This is a genomic window from Microvirga sp. 3-52 (assembly GCF_018383585.1).
GTDB lineage: Bacteria > Pseudomonadota > Alphaproteobacteria > Rhizobiales > Beijerinckiaceae > Microvirga.
In genome coordinates this window covers 13,250-32,882 of the sequence record NZ_JAHAMK010000032.1, presented here as the reverse complement: position 1 = coordinate 32,882, position 19,633 = coordinate 13,250, and the positions used below count along the sequence as shown (strand labels likewise).

The following is a 19,633-nucleotide window of genomic DNA, read 5'->3' as shown; positions in this document are numbered from 1 at the left end:
CCGCCTTTGAGCGAACGACTTTGTGCGCTGCAGCAACCGACTGGCGTCTGGGGCGTTCTCCCCGATCGGCCCACATGGAGAGCCAGCATGTCCCGCACTGAGACGAGAGACGAGACAAGCTCGCGCAACCCGACCAGGGCCGTGCTTCGTTCCACAGAACCGCAGCGGCCAAACACCCAGCGGCATGGGCGGACGATGGCAAGGTCGGGCGGTACACCTCGTCCCAAGCAGAGCTCTCATGCGAGCCACTGGCGTTGGCTTGCGCCCGTTCTGGCGGGCTCAGCCGCAGCACTGGGCGCCGCCGTTCTGTACAACCGGCAGAAAGCCGGAACTGCCGAGCGCAAGACGCCGCCGATGGGCCGGTTTCTCGATGTTGATGGCGTGCGCCTGCACTACATCGAGCGCGGCCAAGGCGAGCCTGTCGTGCTGATCCATGGCAACGGCACCATGATCCAGGACTTTACCGTCAGCGGTCTCGTGGACCGGCTGGCGTCCCGCTACAGGGTGATCGTGATTGATCGTCCTGGTTATGGCTACAGCAGCAGACCTCGCCAGCTCTGGACCCCACGGGCCCACGCGAAGCTCTTCCGGCGTGCCTTGAAGCAGCTCGGCGTTGAACAAGCAGTCATCCTAGGGCACTCCTGGGGCACCCTGGTCGCGGTGGCCCTTGCCCTGGAATATCCGGCGCTGGTTCGCAGCCTCGTGCTTGCCTCAGGGTACTACTACCCGACCTTGCGGGCCGACACGTTTCTGTTCTCCCCGCCGGCTGTTCCCGTGATCGGCGACGCGATGCGCCACACCATCTCTCCCCTGATCGCCCGCGCGATGCTGCCGGGCCTGATCAAACAGATGTTTGCGCCAGCGGAGGTCCCGGAGCGGTTTGATCGCCTATTCCCGAAGGAGATGATGCTGCGTCCGTCGCAGCTTCGCGCCGCGGCGGAGGACGCAGCCCTTATGCCTCCGTCAGTGATGGAGCTCCAGCATCACTACAGCGAGCTCCAGATGCCGATCACGATCATCACAGGTGCCGACGATCAAATTGCGGATGTCGGCCGTCAATCGGAGCGCCTGCATCGGGAGCTGCCACAGAGCGAGTTCATCGCGCTCCCTGGACTTGGCCACATGGTCCATCACCTGGCTCCAGATGCCATCATTCGGGAGATCGATCGTTTGACGCAACAGTCCAAAGTCTGAACACACTAGCAAGTCCTGTGCCCGGGTACTCGCGGCTTCAGAGGTAATAACCTCCAAACATCTGCAACAGCGACCCGCCGACAAGTGAAAGCATCAGAAAAAAGACGAGCAGCAGGAACATCGCGAGGATCACGAAGCGCATCAGACAGCCGCCGAGTGCCGCCCCCGCCGCTGGAGCTTCCGAAGGGGTGTAAGCTACTCCCCCGGACTTACGGCCAGTCCGCGCAGCGGCCCGGAGGATTTCCAGCATCCTTGCCGTACGGAAGTCGCGCACTGAGGCGCGCTCGTCGCCTGCTTCAACCTCCAGGGCAGGAGATTTCCCCCGTTCTCTGCGGCCCCAGGGTTCGGCACTCGGCCTAGGTGGTAGTGGCGAAGGATCGGCTCTCGTGGGCGTAGGGGAGGTGACTGTCGCCCGCAGCCGAGCAGGAGCGGCAGGCGGAATAGGCTTTGCTGGCGGACGAACTGGGTCACCGAACTTCGCGCCGCACTGCGGACACGCGGACGTATCCAGCCAGCGCCCGGGCTTATGGTTCGTGCAGTAGTAGCGGACTTGCGCCTCGTGGCATGCATCGCATTCGCCTGGAGCCGTCTTTGAAGTGCCGCAGTTCGGGCAACGCAGGATTACGCCGGTCATCGATGGGAGTCCTGGATTGTTTCACTCTCAGGGCTGCCGGAATCGGGCTCCGGATAGACCTCACGGATGATGTCCGCAGGAATGTGCAGCCGATACACTCGGGGGAGCCCACCTTCGACGAATTGCGCCATGGTGGGAACGCGCTCGTAGGGGCCGAAGCTCTCACGGCTCAATCGGCGGGAGAGCGCTACGGTCGTCAGAACCGGATGAGCCCGATAGGTTGGATAGGCGGCGTATCTCTCTTCCACATGATCGTGGCCGCGCACCATGTGAGTGACCGGCCGTCCCAAACTGGCGCTCAGGGAACAGAAAGCGGCGAAGTCCTCATACCCGAACTGGCTGCCCCGCGAGAAGCGGTTCGGGAGCTTCTTGCGGGCTTTCGGATGCGCCCTGGTCCACACGAAATCCGACAGGCACAACGGATCGTTCCATTCACCCGTCTCGGCAAGCCGCGGATGCAGGTCCACCAGCGGAAAGCCTCCATGAGCAAGGAGCAGACCGTCGGGGAAGAAGAGCGCGCGCGGGGCGCGCGCGAACAGCCGCACAGCCAGCTTGCCAGCTCGTTCGATCCATTCGTGCGTAAGGTTGGCGTTGAGGAAGTCCACAAAGTCTGACGGAGCCACGCTCGAAGCAAACCGTACGCCGTCATAGGACAGCGCCTCATCGTGGTTGCCGGCTATGAGACACATGCGATCCGGCGCCTCCACGATCAGCTCGAACACGCGGAGAAGGACTTCGAGCCCGAAACCTTCATCATCGAAGAGATCGCCCAGAAATACGATCCGGGGCTGGCCCCCATCGGGTTGCCGGGCCGGATCATGCATGGCCGCCAATGTGGCTTCAAGCGCCAGAAGATCGCCGTGCAGGTCGCCGACGATCCACAGCGGGCTTGCGGCATCCACAGCGGAGACCTGGATCACCTGATCGGCAGGATCGGCCCGGTCGTTGTCGAACAGCAGGCCAGGCCCGTCAGCTCTATCGAGCAACGCCTCCATGCGCTCCACTATCGACCGCATGTTGGAGCGGATGGAGGACGGGTTGACCGCATTGCGGACAGCCTGCCAATCTAGGCTGTCCACCTCCACAACCTGTAAGACGTCTTGCACCATAGCAGCAGGAGGAGGTGGGTCTGAAGGTGGGCTGCCCGTGTCAGGCGGAGACTCACCGATCAATGGTGGGAAGGGAGCAGCATCCGATGCACCTTCGACGCCCGGGATAAGAGCATCTGGGGCAGGAGGATCTGGGGCCAGTGCATCCGGCGCAAGAGTCTCAGGAGTTTGGGCGGGAGTCTGCGGATCAGGTTCATCCTTGGGCCCACCCGCCGTTGTTGAAGTTACCTCTGACGTCTTCGGCTCCTCGCAGGAGGGATCAGGCTCAGGTGCTTCAGGTCCGTCGGGCAGGTTCATTTCAGCGCCCGCGCCGTGAGCGGCATCTTGACGATGCCCTTGGCTTGGCGTCCGACCGAAATCCGGTCACCCTGCCTGAGCGGGCGAGGAGCCGTCAGTGCCGTACCGTTCACGAGAGTTTCGTTGGTTGTGCCGGCGACGGGCGATAGCACCCATTGGTTGCCAGAATGGCGTTCAAGAACACATTGGCGGTTGTCCCAGAACTCGCTGTCCGGCCCGAACTGCCGCACCAGGATTTTTCCGAGTTCCGTCCTGACTCCGATCTTCAGTGAGCGTCCGTCCGGGCCCAGCAGTTCGATTCTGTCAGAAAGGATCAACTCGGCGGCAGCTCGCGGAGCGCCGTCGCCCGTTGCCGCTGTCGAACCTTCTTTGGTGGCGGGTGACCCTGCGCCCCGCCCGCTCAAAACAGCCCGCAGTTCTGCAGCCGTCGGTCTCGCGGCGGGGTCCGGTGCGAGGCAGCGGTGCAGGAAAGCGCTAACCTCGGCATTGCTCGCCGGTAACGGCATCAACCCGGCCAATGCCGGAGGTTTCGCGGCGTGGCTCTGGACGAGCTTCGCATACTCGGCCTGGTCCTCGGTCCAATAGGGATGATAGCCGGCGAGAAGCTCGTAGAGCATCAGCCCACAGGTAAAGACATCCGAGGCGAGGCCGGGCACAGCACCCCGCGTCATGTGTTCGGGAGAGCGGTAGTTGTCGGTGCCCACGTATCCCTGGTGACCGTGCCAGGGCGCACGGCGGTCAGCCAGGAGCGAGAAGTCCATGTCGATCAGCTTGAGCTGGTAGCCGGAACTGATCGTCGGATCCTGGATCAGATACGCATTCGCGGGCTTCAGATCGGCGTGGACGATCTTGGACTCATGCAGCGCCGCCATTCCGGTCATGAAGACCTTGGCCCAGGTGACGTGACGCGCCCAGACGGCGGGGTTGTTGGTGGCTGCCACCTTGGTGCGGCGATGCTGTTCCCGCTCCTCATCAAGCATTTGCTGTAGGTCGGCGCCGTTCTCGACGAACTCATAGGCCTGGAAGTAGCAGGGTCCGCCCCAGACCTCTTCGAACGCTTCCACTTGGCGCACTGCGAACTGAGCCGCCCGCCCATTCCGGACGCGGGCTCCGAGCTCGTTCTGGTAGGCGACGAAGGCCTTGTACCAGACAACCGTCGGAGCGGGAGACTTGTACTGCTTCAGAAAGACCTTCTCTCCTGTCGGTCCCTCGGCCCCATAGGAGATCGCCATCATGCCCGGCCCGAAGACCTTCGTGACACGGTAATGCCGGATCCGATCACCGACCTTCAGCTTCTTGGCCATGGATTACGCTCACTGTGACAGGGGCGGGGTGTCTACAGCGCCACGGTCGCTGCCGAACGGGATACGCTGGCGGCCAGCTGCTTCAGGGTGTTGCGGAAATTGACCGGATCAGATGTAAATTTCTGCAGAGCCTCCTGCGGATTCAATCCTTCGTACTCCACGACCTCCCATTCCGATTTGTCGATTTGGCTCAGGCGATCATAGCCCTCAAAATTGGGGGCAAAGAGGCTGAGGATGATGCGATTGGCCATCACAAGGTTCGCAACATCCTGGAGCGACCCGCCCTTCGCCTCGGGAAGGCTCATGGTTTCCTTGAACGAGGCGTCGGTGAAGACGATGACAACCCGTGCCGCATCGCTCCTATAGCGCCACTTTGCCGGATCTTCGGTCTGTGAACCTTTTGGTACTGCCTCCATGGAGGCAACCTTGTAGAGAGCATCGAGAAGAGACTCCGGCTCGTCGCCGCCGCCATTCGCCTGCAAGGTGCCAAGCTGCGCTTTGAGTGCACCGGCATCACGCACGAAGGGATTGTCGATGATCCAGGGCAGGCCTTCGGCTTGCGCAGCCTCAATGTCGCGATATCCGACGACCTTGCCGCGCCAGTCCCGAACAGGAGCGGCATTGTTGGCATCGCCCTTGCTCAGGGAGTCGATGAATGCCTCGATGTTCCGGCGGAGCGCATCGATGCACGGGGACATGCTGCCACTGATATCGACGAGGAAGACGATATCGGCCACACCCTTAGTCTTTGGACGTTCCTGCACGTTCGGCGGAGGGGCCACGTCAGCCCGTGCGCTTTCTATTGGAGTTGTCTCCGTTGAGACATCAGGCGTGGATCCAGCCGGTTCCGTGGGCGTTCCGAGCGCCGCTTCCGTCGAACTTTCCGTCTCCGTGGAAGGTGGGTTTCCAGGTGTTGCCGGAGTAGGTTTGTCGGAATGCTCCATATCACTCATGCTATCAGCTCCACTTAGCGCAACCCTGTTCTCAGCTCGATGGGCCGAGCTATCCAACAACAGGGCGGCCAGATCGAAGTTCCCGGCTATGCTTCAGGTGCCCAGCCGTAGAAGCGTGCCGGGGTGAGCCGCAGGCGTCCTCAAAGGGGCAAGTTGCTGGGCAACCAATGTTGCGAATGTAGCCTTGCGGCACGAGACGGAAGTACACCGAAGGTCAACTCACGCGGGGAGCACCAGACAGTACTGTCAAGTTGTCGAAGGTTCGGGGTCTGTGGCAGGGGTGATGTCACGGTAATTTTTGGTCAGCGGCTTATGAGCTATGAGCCGCAGCATGACCCATCCCATCAGCTACAAGCGCCACCGTTTCCCGCCCGAGATCATCGCTCATGCCGTTTGGCTCTACTTTCGGCTTCCGCTGAGTCTACGCTTGGTTGAGGAGATGCTGCTCGAGCGCGGTATCGTCGTTTCCTATGAGACTGTACGCCGATGGGCTCTAAAGTTCGGACCTGAATACGCTCGCCGCCTCCAGCGCAAGAGGCCGAGCCGCCGCGATATCTGGCACCTCGACGAAGTCGTGATCACCATTGCTGGCGAGACGCATTGGCTGTGGCGGGCGGTGGATCAGGAAGGCTATGTCCTTGATGAGATCGTCCAGGCTCGCCGCAACACCAAAGCGGCCAAGCGCTTGCTCAAGCGTCTGCTGAAGAAGCAGGGGTGTCCACCGCGACGGATGATCACCGACAAGCTCGGCTCGTATGCTGCCGCCCGACGGCAGGTCATGCCGGCAGTTGAGCATCAGCAACGCAAAAGGCTCAACAATCGCGCGGAGAACTCGCATCTGCCGTTGCGACGGCGAGAGCAAGCAATGCAAGGGTTTCGATCTCCCGGAGGCCTGCAGAAGTTCGTCAGTATCTTCTCAGCAGTTCGCAACCTCTTCGTTCCACCCCGGTCCCGCCGCTCTGCTCTCGCAACCCATCTTCACCGCCTCGACGCCATGGCGGCGTGGAAGTCTGCAGCCTGCGTTGCCGCTTGAGGTAAACAGGCAGCAAAGTTTGCCTTAACTCGTCCGACTTCGGTTAACGTGACAAGCCCGCGGATCGACCATCTGATCTGCGAGATGTTCATGCGCGTCCGAGCCGTTGGCCTCTCAGACGGATGGAGCTTTGACTTCCCGGTCACCAAACCAAGTTGGCCGACACGGTGGGGCTGACCCTGGTCCACACCAACCGAATGCTCCAGGAACTTCAGGCCGAGGGGTTGATCACCTTGGAAGGGCAAGCGCCTGACGATCCGCGGCTTCGACCGGCTGGCGGACCTGTCAATGTTTAACAGGAACTATCTATACTTGGAACACGAGGGGCATATCGTGGCGGTCGATTAGGTGGACGCTTCTGACTAGTGAGAGAGGAACCGTTCACGCCCCAAGCTGCTCTTGGTTAATCTCATCCCGCATCCAAGAGAAAACCCTGGTGCCGTTCAAAGCAAACCAGGGTTCGTTTCGACCCATCCCCATCGATACACGTGGCGATGGCTATGTCGTTGTGCAGGGTATTAATCCGGCTCTCCTTTTCCGGCGAGATACTGAAGAAACGCCAGGGCAAGCGTCAATGTTCCCCGAGCGGCGTCCTTAAGGAACCGGCAGGGCCTTATCGCCTGGAGCGAGACTATCTGCCGTGGCTAATGTTCCGCTTGCCGCTTAAGCCAGGCCTCCGCTGCCGACCGGCCTTGATCCCGCAGATGCTGAAGATGCCCCCAGTCCGTGTTCATGAAGCTGAGCCCACTCAAGCCATCAACATGATCCTCAGCAATCAGGTGGTGCAGCTTAAGGCGTTGCAGCTTACGTCCGAGAGCCGAGCCCTGCATGTCGCCTTCCCGGCAAAGCTGAGCCATCATCGACAAGGCCTCCAAATCTCTCTGGAGTGAGTTGCTGAAGGTGATCTGGTTCACCCGCTTATCGATGGCCCCTGAGGTTGTCGGTAAATCAGCATCGTTCGTGGGAATGATCTGCACGACCACCAAGTCCGATGCCCGTGTGGCGGTCACCAGCGGCATCAGCGGAGGATTGGCCGCGTAGCCGCCGTCCCAATGCGGCTCGCCATCGATCAACACGGCCTGATGCAGTTGCGGCAGGCAGGCTGAGGCGAGGACAACATCATAGGTCAGCTCCTTGTTGCGGAAGAGCCGCAGCGCCCCGTCCCGGACCCGTGTCGCTCCAAGCAGCAGCCGCACGGGCGCCCGCCGGCACACGGCCTCGATGTCGACCTCGGTCGTGAGGATGTCCCGCAAGGGGCTCAAATCGAAGGGATTGAACTGGTAGGGCGACAGGTGCGACGTCATCCGCGTCAGAATGGGATTTGACGTGAGAAGGCGGCTCTGACTCCCTACTTCGCTAACCTTGCGCCAGAACCGCTCCAGCGTGGCGCGCGCTTCCGCGGCACTACCCTGCGCCAACCCGGAGGCGAGCAGCACGGCGTTCATGGCGCCCGCACTGGCGCCGCTCACGACATCGAAGGATACGCCCTCCTCCAGAAACTGGTCGAGAACGCCCCACGTGAAGGCGCCGAAGGCACCCCCACCCTGGAGCGCAAGCGAGATCCGCCTTGGCCTGGTTCCCACTGTCTTGAGTCGGGAGGAGCGGGCCGGCGGCCGAATGCCTGCCTGTGCACGCGGGAGCGGCTCTGTGATGGAATTGAGAAGGGTCAGGTCTGCCTCCATAGTGCAGCGGGTTATAGTTGTGGTAATCGGTGGTGCGGCACGCCGATCGGATGAACAGCCCGACAGGAGCACTGTGAACGTGTGAGATGAGCAGCAGTTGCTGCATTGCAGCATAGGCTCGGGCACAGGCTGCACTGCACAGTGAGCATGGAACAAACGGCACTGCTCAAGGCAGTGTCACAACGGGCCGAGGCCTGATGGAATGTGAGGCAACGCATCGATTGCGCATGGGCCTCTTGGCCGGACAGGCACTTCTGCTACTTCAAGGTTGACAAGGTTCAGGAGGCCATCCGATGGCGAATCTGCTGGCACCGNCTTGCCTTCCGGTGTGGCGCCGATCAGCACCAGGATGCATTCGGCCTGATCCTCCATCCGGGCCTGGAGGTAGACGCCGTCGGCCCAGACGTAGACGTAATGCCGGGCTGACAGGTCGCGCGGGCACCATTGCATTAACCTTGGCAGTTTAGAGGAAAGCGGCTATCTGAGGAGCCGCCCTGTTGTCTCTGTTCAAGCGCCGCCGTTTTCCCATCGAGATCATCCTGCTGTGCGTGCGCTAGTANTTGCATTAACCTTGGCAGTTTAGAGGAAAGCGGCTATCTGAGGAGCCGCCCTGTTGTCTCTGTTCAAGCGCCGCCGTTTTCCCATCGAGATCATCCTGCTGTGCGTGCGCTAGTACTGCAAGTACGGCATCAGCTATCGTGACCTCGCCGAGATGATGCAGGAACGCGGTGTGGAGATCGACCCGAGCACGATCTTTCGTTGGGTGCAGCGTTACGCCCCAGAGATTGAGAAGCGGGTTCGCCGATACCAGGGACATCGGTCCGGCTCATGGCGTGTTGATGAGACCTATGTGCGGGTCGGCGGGAAATGGAAATATCTGTTTCGTGCGGTCGACAAGCATGGGCAGTTGATCGACTTCATGCTGTCAGACCGCCGCACCACCAGGGCTGCCTATCGCTTCCTGCGCAAGGCACTGAGGACGGTGAGCGACTATCCGCCATCCTCGATTACGACTGACAAACTGGCGTCGTATCCCAAGGCAATTCAGCGCCTGCAGAAGGAAGGCCTGCTGTCGAAAAATGTTGAGCACCGGACATCAAAATATTTGAACAACATCATTGAGGCCGATCATGGAGCGCTGAAACGCGTCATCCGGCCGACCCGCGGCTTCCAGAGGATGAAAACTGCCTCCGCCACCATCAAAGGCTTCGAGGTGATGCGGATGATCCGCCGCGGCCATTGCGGCTTGGCACAGCGCGGCGTGACAGGCGAAATCCGTCTTGTGAACCAGCTCTTCGGTCTTGCGGCCTGAATGACCCATTCGACTGGGTTCGTTGTGCGCTTTTCAAGTTAATGCAACAAAGCCGCNNNGCCGCGGCCATTGCGGCTTGGCACAGCGCGGCGTGACAGGCGAAATCCGTCTTGTGAACCAGCTCTTCGGTCTTGCGGCCTGAATGACCCATTCGACTGGGTTCGTTGTGCGCTTTTCAAGTTAATGCAACAAAGCCGCTGAGCATTATCCAGCGGGATATTCCTAGAGCCGTTCCGGGTGAGGTCCTTGTGCGCATCCGGCGCGTGGGAATTTGCGGGACCGATTATCATGCTTTTCAGGGCAATTAGCCATATCTCGAATACCCGCGCGTTATTGGCCATGAGCTTGCAGGCGAGATCGCCGAGGCGTCCCCTGTCAGCCCCCTACGGGTCGGGGAAATTGTCTGCATCGAGCCCTATCTTTGCTGTGGTACATGCCGCGCCTGCCGCCGGGGCAAGACCAATTGCTGTCAGCGCTTGCGGGTATTGGGAGTGCACCGTGATGGCGGAGCATGCGAGTACATTGCAGTTCCCGAACGCAATGTCGTGCCTGCAGCCGGCCTGAATTGGACGAAGCGGCCATGGTCGAGTTCCTGGCGATCGGCGCTCACGGCGTGCAGCGCTCCAGCGCCGGACCAACGAGCCGGGTCGCTGTAGTCGGGGCCGGACCCATTGGGATCGCTGCCGCGATCTTGGCGAAGGCACGAGGCGCCGAAGTGTCCGTCCTCGACATGAACACCCGACGGCTCGCCTTCTGCAAAGACGAGATCGGGGTCGATCACGCCTTCGAGGTTTCATCCGATATCGATGACCGTCTCAGGGCCGCTACGGAGGGTGATTTCTTCGACGTCGTTCTTGATGCAACGGGAAGTCCCAAGGCGATGATGAAGGGCTTCTCGTATGTTGGCCACGGGGCACCTATGTTCTCCTGTCGATCGTCCGAGCCGACATCACGTTCAACGATCCGGAATTCCATAAGCGGGAAACGTCTCTGCTCGGCAGCCGCAATGCCACGCGGCACGATTTCGAGGCTGTGCTTGATACAATGCGCAGCGGCAGAGTACCTGTTGCGGCGCTTGCCAGCCATCGCGGCAGCCTCGATGAAGCTCCTGATCTTGTCCAAGCGTGGGCAAAGCCTGACGCGGGCGTCATCAAGGCACTGGTCGAGCTCTAGGCTGATTAAAGACTAATCATTGGTGTGCGCTCGGCAGCAATCCGGCTTTGCCGAGCGCTTTATCTTAAATTTCTTTGCCTGGGCGGGCTTTACTCGAATGGCCCAGCCCGCCGCAGTTTCACAGATTATGCCTCAACGGCAAGCGCTGCATTGACAAGTTTGCGCGTATAATCCTCCTGAGGCGAGGACATGACCTGCTCGGTGTTTCCAGTTTCCACCACACGCCCCTTCCTCATCACTACGACTCGATGACAAAGCGCTCGCACAACTTTCAGGTCGTGGCTGATAAACAGATATGTAAGGCCGTAGCGTGCCTGAAGGTCCTTCAACAAATCGATGACCTGGGCCTGGACAGACAGATCCAATGCGGAGGTTGGCTCGTCAAGAAGGATGAACTCGGGATCCAGAACAAGAGCTCGCGCGATGGCAATGCGTTGGCGTTGCCCCCCTGAGAACTCGTGAGGAAAGCGATTCAGAGAGTTCGGATCGAGGCCCACATCCGACAGCGCGCGGCGCACACGATTATCACGCTCACGGCTGCTCTTTCCAATACCATTGACGACCAGCCCCTCCTCGATAACCTGCTTTACCGACAGGCGGGGGTTGAGTGACGAGAATGGGTCCTGAAACACGACCTGCATGCGGGTGCGAAATTCCCGCATGGTGGCTTTCGTCTTCCCATCGAGGCGTTCACCCTTCCACGTGATGGCACCTCGATCGTTTTCTATGAGCCTCAGGATCGCCTTGCCGAGGGTCGACTTGCCCGACCCCGATTCTCCGACAACCCCCAGCGTCTCGCCGCGTCTGATGGACAGATCCACGTCATCGACCGCCACGAGAGTGCTGCGCTTACGGTTGAGAAAGCTGCCCGAGCTGAGCTTATAGGTCACGCGAAGCTTGTCCACGTCCAGAACGGTTGGCGCGGTGGGATCAAGCTGTCCCGGCTCGCCGGACGGCTCCGACGCGAGCAGCTTCTGGGTATAGGGATGCTGAGGCGACGTGAAGAGCGCCTTGGTGGTGTTCTGCTCGACAAGCTTGCCAAGCCGCATCACCGCGACCCTGTCGCTCACCCTTTGCACAATGGTCAAATCGTGCGTGATGAGCATGACGGCCATCCGGTAGTTTTCCTGCAACTGCCGGATCAATTTCAGGATCTCGGCCTGAACCGTCACGTCGAGGGCGCTCGTCGGCTCATCGGCAATTAGGAGTTCCGGCTGGTTTGCAATGGCCATGGCGATCATGACCCTTTGACGTTGGCCGCCGGAAAGCTGGTGCGGATATTGCTCCAGCCTCGCCTCAGGCTCCGGAATCATCACCTCTTTCAAGAGATCCAGAGCATGGGCGCGAGCTTGTTTTTTCGTCAAGCGCTGGTGCAGCATGATCATCTCGGTAATCTGATTGCCGATCCTGTAGATCGGGTTCAGAGATGCCATGGGCTCCTGGAAGATCATGGCGATTCGATTACCGCGTACACCGAGCATCTGCTTCTCAGTGAGCTGATCAATACGGGTACCGTCAAAATGAATGGAGCTTTCCTGCCCCAGCCTGGCGGTGCCCGGCAGAAGTTTCATAATGGATCGGGCCGTGGTGGACTTCCCCGACCCCGACTCGCCCACAAGCGCCAGTGTCTCGCCCCGATCGAGATCGAACGATACCCCGCTCACGGCATCAACGATAACCCTATCGCCAAGCTGGAAACGTATAGCCAAGTCGCGCACCTGCAGGAGAGGTGACGAGTTTTTCGTGCTCATGATCATCTCCTCAGGTGTGATAGGGGTCCATTGCGTCGCGCAATCCGTCACCGAGCATGTTGAAGCTCAGAACTGTTACCAGGATCGCTGCGACGGGAACCAGGGCCCAAGGATACGACCCAAGCGTCTGAAGGTCTTTTGCAGAGTTCAGCAAGAGACCCCATGACACGAGGGGTGGCTGCACTCCCAGCCCGAGGAACGACAGGAAGCTCTCCAGCAGAACGATCTTTGGGATCATCAGGGTCGTGATGACGATCACGTGGCTCATTACGTTGGGCAGAATGTGACGGAAGATGATCCGCGGCGTTCTGGCCCCCACTGCAATAGCAGCCGTCACATAATCGTACTGGCTGATCGACAGAGCCTTGCCGCGAACCTCGCGGGCAAGCTGCGCCCAATGCAGGAAAACGAGAATTCCCGCGAGCATGACGAACACGGTCAGTGCATCCACGTTTCTCGGAATGATGGCTACCAGCGCGAAGAAGAACGGCAATTCGGGAAGCGCGAGGAAAAACTCGACCACGCGTTGTATGTAGTGATCGGCCCTGCCGCCAAGGTAGCCGGAGGTGATACCGATGATGGTGCCGATGATCACGGAGGCCAACACAACCATGATAGCCATCATCAACGTCAAGCGGCTTCCAACGAGCAGACGCGATAGCATGTCCCGGCCTTCGCGGTCGGTGCCCAGGATGTGGAAAGGACAGTTGGCCGGCGCGGCGAAAAGATGCCGTTCGAGAGAGAAGCCCAGAAATGAATAGCTCCAGCCCTTACCCATGAATGCCGGCGTGCACCGTACGGCGGTGTTTTCCGTGGGCTTGGGTTGGTAGGTCGCAGGGTCGAGCTCGATTTCGATCGGGTGAGTGAACGGAACAAGATGGAACCCGTCAGCGGCGAAGAAGTGGAGCCCTTGCGGCGGGAGATATATGCTCGTCCGGCTGCGCTCTCCCGGATCGTACGGAGAAAGGAAATTGGCGAATACCGCGATCAGCAGGATTAGGGTAACAAGGAAGCCGCCTACAAGTCCGCCGATACTGTGCCGGAATCGGCGCCAGACGAGGCTGGCATAGCTCTGAGACTTGGTCTGGGGCGTCTGCGGAGCGGCTGTTCCCGCAAGGAGTTCGCTGCCCTCCGCTTGAGCTCCCGCATTCGCTGGCGGCTCAAAAGTCTGCGTCATCGTCATGAGCTCGCTCCAAGTCTGATACGGGGGTCGATCAACGCGAGTGCAATGTCGGCGATGAAGTTCCCGATGATGAGAATCACGGAAAGAGCCATGAAGATCGTGGCGGTGACGAAGATGTCCTGCCGTGCCAGGGAGTCCAACATCAAGGGTCCAATGGTGGGAACGGACAGAACGATGGCGACCTCCAACTCACCGGAAACCATGTAAGGCAGGATGACGCCCTGGTACATCACGAGCGGGTGTATGGCGTTCGGCAGAGCGTGCTTGAGGACGACCTTTCCCTCTGACAGCCCCTTTGCCCGAGCAGCTTCAATGAAGGGCTGTCGAAGCACGTCCAGAAGGTTGCCGCGCATGACTCGCAGATTGTAGGCAAGGCCGCCAACGGCAGCGACCAGAATAACAGGCCAGATGTGAACCAGCGTGTCCCACAGCTTTGCAAAGGACCACGGCGCGAATACGAATTCTGGCGAGTTGAGTGAGCCGATGTAAGGCGAGCGAATGACAAAGGCGAGCCAATAGAGGATCACGAGCGCCATGAAGAAACGCGGAATCGTCATGCCTAGAAACGCGAGCACCGTCGCAGCGGTATCGCCGAAGCGATGCTGATGTCGTGCTGCATAGACTCCGAGCGCCACACCGATCAGCGTTGCGAGAGCATGGCAGGTGATGGCAATGCCGAGCGTGCGCCAGAGTCTCTCACCTAGCAGTTCGCTGACCGGCTTGTTGTAAACAAAAGACGTTCCGAAATCGCCGTACATGATAATGTTGCCGATCCAGGTCAGATATTGGATCGCCATAGGCCGGTTCAGTCCCAGCCTCTCCCTCATCTGCTGTGCGTATTGATCGGCTTCCGTCTCGCTCATGCCGCCCATACTTAAGGCTTCAGCCTTGGCATGCGATGCAAAGTCGCCCTCTGGCACTTGAATAAGAACAAATGCTACAAGGCTGACAAGAAAAATCAGCCCGAGTGCGGATATGAAACGATGGGCTAAAAATCCGGCCATCCATGGTGCTCCTAGTCGGGGGGACGGAGCGGGAATGACCCGCTCCGTGACAACTATCGGGCTGGCAGCCAGCCTTACTGAATGCCTGGAACCACCCGTGGAAGCAGCTCAACCGCCTTTCCCTGTTCGGATTGCGCAACCCAGAGGCGCTCACGCATGATGTTCTCCTCGCCCCACTGATAGGCAAGAACCGGCGCGCCCGGCGGTACGTTCTTGAACCGCTTGTTGATCACGATTGCAGCCGGAACCGACACCAGACCAACATGGTAGATGTTCTTGGTCGCGATCTGGTTGTACTTCCGCAGAAGCTCGTTGCGGGCCTTGCTGTCCTGAGTGCTCCGCACCGCATCCAGAGTTTGAACAAGCTCCTTCTCGAAATCCAGAAGCTGCTGCGGCGCTTCACTTGTTCCGCGATGCCACTGGGGCGTTTGGGTCGTGATGGGAGCAAGAGCCTCAAGGTTCGCAACAGGCACCTGGAAGTCGCGATAGCCTCGGTCGATCACAAGATCCCACTGGCACCGGTCGGTCACAGTCGTCACAAGCTGGTTGACAGGCCTGAGGATCGTGCGGATTCCCGCCTCGCGCATCATGGTGGAAACGGACTCGGCAAGTGCCACCGCCATTGGGTGCAGGCTGGTATAAACGAGGCTCAGCTCGAGGTTCTGGCCTGCAAGCGGCGATTGCTTCGGCCAGTTCACGATCCCGTCCTTGTCGGTATCTTCAAAACCCAGCTTGGCCAAAAGGGCTTTGGAGCTCTTGGGATCATAGGGGTAGTAGACGATCATGCTCGGCTCACCGAAGTCCGTCTCCAGATGGAGACCTCCGGCATAGGGGACAATGAACGGCCCGCGAACGAGCGATTGACCCAACGCCTCACGGTCCATGGCATGCGTCACGGCACGGCGGAACTCGAATGTCCGGTTGAGTTCTCTGACCGCCTTGTCGCGCTCGTTCTGGACGCCGCAGGTCTTAGAGAGGTTGAGATCGACACGCCAGCTCAGGGAGCGCGGCCCCCAACTAATCTTATTAGGAAATTCCGGAGCCTGCGCGCGCCGCAATGTTTCCAGGAACGTGAGCGCATCTTCGAGGTTTGCATAGTCGGCGGAACCCGCCGCAGTCTGCACGATGCGGTCCTCCCATGACGAGAGCTTGTACTGCACCTCATCGAGGTAGGGGAGTTGGTTGCCCTTCTCGTCGACCTCGAAGAAATAGGGGTTCCTGCGCAGAACCATCATCTGGTCCGGCTGGTAGCGAACGACCGTCCAGGGCGCCATGGTAACCCACGGCATCTTTTCCGGCTTCAGGCTGTTGACGTATGCGTCGTAGGTTGTGTCCTTGTTATACTTGGGGTGCAGCGGCTTCAGAACGTGAGACGGTCCCGGGCACACTTTGCGGAAGCTCATCTGGAACAATGCCGGGACCGGGAACGGCTCCTGGAACGTCCAGCGGATTGTGTAGGCATCCACCTTTTCGAGCTTGGTGCCCTGTCCGAATGCACCGGGGCGCACCCAGGCGGGCACGTTCGTATCAGAGATGTTGTCATCCCACATGAACATGATGTCATCGGCATCAAAGGGATCGCCGTCCGACCACTTAGCACCGCGCAGAAGCTCCATCGTGAGCTGCTTGCCGTCTGCCGACCAGTTCCAGGATGTCGCAAGTTGAGGCAGCGGCTCCACTTTGTCGGGTGTCAGCATCCAGGAGGGCCCGGAGCGGACTAGGCACATGGTGAGCAGCTCGTCGAGCGTGCCGCTGCCTAGGCTCAGACCAGCCATCCAGTTCCAGCCCTGAGGCCGGGAGCCGGTGACATGCCGGAGCACGCCTCCGTACACGCCTGTTCCCTCGACCGATGACGTGTCGACAATGATCGGTTTCTCCGGAAGGCGGTCCTTGACCGGAGGAAGCTTGCCTTCCGCAACAAGGTTCTTCACCCAGTCGGGCTCATTGTAAGAGGCCAATGCCTCAACGCGCATCAGCTTGCCATGCGGCACTTGAAGTCGGGTGCCTTGCTGCATCGACTTTACAGGCGGGTACGGAATGGGATCCGCAATTTGTTGAGCCGAGGCCCAGCTCCCCTGCCCCAGCACTAAGGCAGCTACGGCGACGCATGACAACCAACGCTTCATCTTAATCCTCCCTCTGAGTTGATCCGATGCCGCTTTGCGGCTTATTGCGGCGCTGCCGTAGCAGCGCCGAGTAGTCCCAGCATGAGGCTCATGCCATCAGTGTCTGACCCAGCATCGCCTCCGTGCGTTTGCTCATGTCCTGGCGCACTTCATCGACAGGCCGCACCTGGCGTCGGGCAGCCCCTTCCCACGTACGGGTCGCAACCGTGGTACGTGAAAGACGTGCGACTGCTCCTTCGACGGCGGGCGCGTACTGAGGAAGCCACTGTGCCTGTGCAACAAGCATCTCGTCGACCATCTGCCAGACCTCTTCCGGAGAGCAGACGGCACCGACGAGTGGATCGTGGAGCATCGCCTGCTTCAGGAGATCGACATCACCCGTGAGCGCTGCTTTGACCGACATCCGTTGAACGTTGATGGATGCCATGCAGGTCGCGGCGCATGCATCTGGAAGCGTGATGCCCGCCACCATATTCACGCCAAAGCGATCAACGAAGCCAGGAGATTCGATCACTGCATCATCCGGCAGGTTCGTAATCACCCCGCGGTTTTTCACATTGAAGTGACCGCGGTAGACCCGACCGGTTTCAAGTGCTTCCAGAATATAGCTGGCATGTTCGTTGGTTCGCTGCGAGTGGTCCAGCGGCTTCCCGGCTTCATCGAGCAGACGAGGAAAATCGGTCTCGAACCAGTTCCGCTTCTCTGTGCATTCGCGGAGATAACCTCCGGTCTCACCATGAATCCACCGCGACATATCAATCCAATTCGGGATTTCCTGCGGGCGCTTGCGATACCATGGCAGGTACTCGGAGAGATGTCCATTGCTCTCGGTCGAGTAGAACCCGAACCGCTTCAACACATCGATCCGCACCTTCTCCTGCTGGCTGTAGACCGGGTGCGCTTCGAAGGCTTCAAGGAGCTCATCGCGACCGATCTTGTGGCCTTGATACCGAATGTCAACGTACCAAGTCTGGTGGTTAATTCCCGAGCAGATGATATCAACCTCATCGATGCTCTGCGCTCCGAGGACGGTCGCAATCTGCTTCCAGCCGTTTTGCACGCCATGGCAGAGACCGATGGTCTCCACTCCGCCATTGTCGATGGAGGTCCACGTGTTCATCGCCATGGGATTGGCATAGTTGAGCAACTTGGCGCCGGGCTCTGCCACTTCACGAATGTCTTTGCAGAAGTCGAGCATCGCGACCATCGAACGTTGGCCGTACATGATGCCGCCCGCGCAGATGGTGTCACCCACGCATTGGTCCACACCATACTTAAGTGGGATTTCAATATCGGTCTTGAATGCCTCAAGACCGCCGACACGGGCGCAGTTCATCACATAGCGAGCCCCCTCCAGCGCCGTGCGACGGTCTGTCGTTGCGCTGATCTTGGTCGGCAGGCGATTGACCTCTACGATCCTCTCGAGGATCTGGCGGACCATGGTGAGATTGTGCTCGTTGATATCCGTCAGAGCGAACTCAATTTTGCGAAGCTCCGGGACACTGACAATGTCAGTAAACAGCTTCTTCGTGAAGCCGACACTGCCTGCACCAATAATAGCAATCTTCAACTGTTTAGTCACGACCTATGGACTCCTGCTTGGCGCCTGGCTCTCGGCAGGCGCGCCTTCATGATCCTGATCCGCCCCAACACGCCTTGCCCGGAACGGCATGCCGACATGAGCACCCATGGGTACATTTTTGCTTCCAGAGCCCATGCCTGAGCTCCTAGTATGCAAGGCAAAGAAATCCGAAAAAGAGAAATGTTGTGCTTAAATGGGTAATTCTGTGCTCCGAGAACTTCGCGAACTCTGCCCGGCCATGCAGGTTATTTCGTTACCTAGAAGCCGATATCGTCTGCACTGCATGCCAACCAGCACAGGCTACGATGTCAGAGCGGCGCCGGATTATGACTGGGATGGCAGACGGAGGGGGCGCACAGCCTTCAGTGTCATTCAATACACGGTCGCAGGCGTAGGAAACCTCGTCTACGAGCAGAAGCAGTATCGCCTCACCCCAGGCGATACGATGCTGGTCACGATCCCCCATAACCATCGCTACTGGATAGAGCCTGGAGAGACGTGGGAGTTCTTTTGGCTCGCCATAACCGGACAGGATGCTGTGCGAATTCACCGCATGATCCAGGCGAATGCGGGACCGGTTCTTCACTTGGGTCCTGAAGCGGTGGAGAAGCTTGCCCGCTGCAGTCTCAGGCTAATCAAGGGCGAGGGCAATGCTCCAGGCGCCGCATCGGCGATCGCGTACGAGGCAACGATGATCCTCTATGACGATCTCCTGGGTTCTCACTCCCGGTCGGCTGCTCCCGGTGACATCGATCCGATCCGCCGAGCCATCGACCATATCCGCGACCATCTCTCCGAGCCGCTTAACGTATCGGCGATGGCCAAGATTGCAGGCCTCAGCCGAGCTCACTTCACGCGGATGTTCGCCATAAGAGAAGGCCTGTCTCCTGCGGAGTTCGTGCTGAACGAGCGAATGACTCTTGCGACGAAGCTCCTCATTGAGGACGACATATCCGTTAAGCAGATCGCCTCCGCTTGTGGCTTCGACGATCCGAACTATTTCGCCAAGGCGTTCCGGCGGGTCTTCAGCACCAGCCCAACGGAATTCAGGACGACGGGTATGTATGCGTCCCAAAGGGGGGTACGGTAATCCGCCTTAACCAATTGCATGGCGCCCCCGTCTTTGGCGAATTTTTTCACGAACCTGGAATGAGATCGGGAGTAAGGAAGCAAGCCGAGACTAAGTCCGGATTTAAAACGTGACAGAAAATGCCTCGCGCTTTTCACAGATGTGTGAGATCGTCAGCGGCGCGCTTGCTTGCCTCTAAAGAGAGCCAATCTCATCGAAGCACACGT

General features: G+C 59.5%; 13 protein-coding genes and 4 pseudogenes. 6 read left to right on the top strand and 11 right to left on the bottom strand.

The genetic code is table 11. The features are described 5' to 3' along the window. The first annotated feature begins 195 nt into the window (after positions 1 to 195). Positions 196 to 1,194 carry an alpha/beta fold hydrolase gene (locus KHP60_RS19885; protein WP_213566095.1) on the top strand — a complete coding sequence of 333 codons (999 nt, stop codon included), beginning with the start codon at positions 196 to 198 and terminating at the stop codon, positions 1,192 to 1,194. Between the two features lie 37 nt (positions 1,195 to 1,231). On the opposite strand, the gene KHP60_RS19880 is transcribed toward KHP60_RS19885, so the two are convergent. The 4 genes from KHP60_RS19880 to KHP60_RS19865 form a co-directional block, all read right to left on the bottom strand. Next, positions 1,232 to 1,468, bottom strand: a complete 237-nt coding sequence (locus tag KHP60_RS19880) for a hypothetical protein (protein WP_213566044.1) — start codon at positions 1,466 to 1,468, stop codon at positions 1,232 to 1,234. 356 nt (positions 1,469 to 1,824) lie between these two features. Further along, on the bottom strand, positions 1,825 to 2,907 hold the full coding sequence (locus KHP60_RS19875; protein WP_213566043.1) for a metallophosphoesterase: 1,083 nt from the start codon (positions 2,905 to 2,907) through the stop codon (positions 1,825 to 1,827). Positions 2,908 to 3,230: 323 nt separating this feature from the next. Then, positions 3,231 to 4,538: a protein kinase domain-containing protein gene (locus KHP60_RS19870; RefSeq protein WP_213566042.1), complete on the bottom strand. Its 1,308-nt coding sequence runs from the start codon at positions 4,536 to 4,538 to the stop codon at positions 3,231 to 3,233. A 32-nt stretch (positions 4,539 to 4,570) separates the two neighbouring features. Continuing rightward, positions 4,571 to 5,275, bottom strand: a complete 705-nt coding sequence (locus tag KHP60_RS19865) for a vWA domain-containing protein (RefSeq protein WP_213566041.1) — start codon at positions 5,273 to 5,275, stop codon at positions 4,571 to 4,573. 547 nt (positions 5,276 to 5,822) lie between these two features. Here KHP60_RS19865 and KHP60_RS19860 point away from each other — a divergent pair. Both KHP60_RS19860 and KHP60_RS25905 read left to right on the top strand, forming a co-directional pair. Then, positions 5,823 to 6,524: an IS6 family transposase gene (locus KHP60_RS19860; protein ID WP_213566040.1), complete on the top strand. Its 702-nt coding sequence runs from the start codon at positions 5,823 to 5,825 to the stop codon at positions 6,522 to 6,524. Positions 6,525 to 6,676: 152 nt separating this feature from the next. Then, a pseudogene (locus KHP60_RS25905) lies at positions 6,677 to 6,820 on the top strand (hypothetical protein); the annotation flags it as partial. Between the two features lie 348 nt (positions 6,821 to 7,168). On the opposite strand, the gene KHP60_RS19850 reads toward KHP60_RS25905, so the two are convergent. Both KHP60_RS19850 and KHP60_RS25900 read right to left on the bottom strand, forming a co-directional pair. Further along, positions 7,169 to 8,107: a patatin-like phospholipase family protein gene (locus KHP60_RS19850; protein WP_311925212.1), complete on the bottom strand. Its 939-nt coding sequence runs from the start codon at positions 8,105 to 8,107 to the stop codon at positions 7,169 to 7,171. A 414-nt stretch (positions 8,108 to 8,521) separates the two neighbouring features. After that, positions 8,522 to 8,650 (bottom strand): annotated as a pseudogene (locus KHP60_RS25900) (IS256 family transposase); the annotation flags it as partial. Between the two features lie 169 nt (positions 8,651 to 8,819). Here KHP60_RS25900 and KHP60_RS19845 point away from each other — a divergent pair. Both KHP60_RS19845 and KHP60_RS19840 read left to right on the top strand, forming a co-directional pair. Further along, a pseudogene (locus KHP60_RS19845) lies at positions 8,820 to 9,518 on the top strand (IS6 family transposase). A 164-nt stretch (positions 9,519 to 9,682) separates the two neighbouring features. Next, positions 9,683 to 10,691: pseudogene (locus KHP60_RS19840) on the top strand (zinc-binding alcohol dehydrogenase family protein). A 125-nt stretch (positions 10,692 to 10,816) separates the two neighbouring features. Here KHP60_RS19840 and KHP60_RS19835 read toward each other — a convergent pair. From KHP60_RS19835 to KHP60_RS19815, 5 genes are all read right to left on the bottom strand, one after another. After that, a complete protein-coding gene (locus KHP60_RS19835; RefSeq protein WP_249688955.1) occupies positions 10,817 to 12,442 on the bottom strand; it encodes an ABC transporter ATP-binding protein in 1,626 nt (541 codons plus the stop codon). A gap of 10 nt (positions 12,443 to 12,452) precedes the next feature. Then, on the bottom strand, positions 12,453 to 13,625 hold the full coding sequence (locus tag KHP60_RS19830; protein WP_249688954.1) for an ABC transporter permease: 1,173 nt from the start codon (positions 13,623 to 13,625) through the stop codon (positions 12,453 to 12,455). After that, on the bottom strand, positions 13,622 to 14,629 hold the full coding sequence (locus tag KHP60_RS19825) for an ABC transporter permease (RefSeq protein ID WP_213566036.1): 1,008 nt from the start codon (positions 14,627 to 14,629) through the stop codon (positions 13,622 to 13,624). The genes KHP60_RS19830 and KHP60_RS19825 overlap by 4 nt, the downstream gene beginning before the upstream one ends. A 74-nt stretch (positions 14,630 to 14,703) precedes the next feature. Beyond that, entirely contained in the window at positions 14,704 to 16,560 is a 1,857-nt protein-coding gene (locus tag KHP60_RS19820; RefSeq protein ID WP_213566035.1) for an ABC transporter substrate-binding protein, read from the bottom strand. A gap of 283 nt (positions 16,561 to 16,843) precedes the next feature. Further along, positions 16,844 to 18,337, bottom strand: coding sequence for an alpha-glucosidase/alpha-galactosidase (locus KHP60_RS19815; RefSeq protein WP_311925211.1), 1,494 nt, complete (start codon positions 18,335 to 18,337; stop codon positions 16,844 to 16,846). Positions 18,338 to 18,620: 283 nt separating this feature from the next. On the opposite strand from KHP60_RS19815, the gene KHP60_RS19810 reads away from it, so the two are divergent. Then, positions 18,621 to 19,427 carry an AraC family transcriptional regulator gene (locus KHP60_RS19810; RefSeq protein WP_249688953.1) on the top strand — a complete coding sequence of 269 codons (807 nt, stop codon included), beginning with the start codon at positions 18,621 to 18,623 and terminating at the stop codon, positions 19,425 to 19,427. Positions 19,428 to 19,633 lie beyond the last annotated feature (206 nt).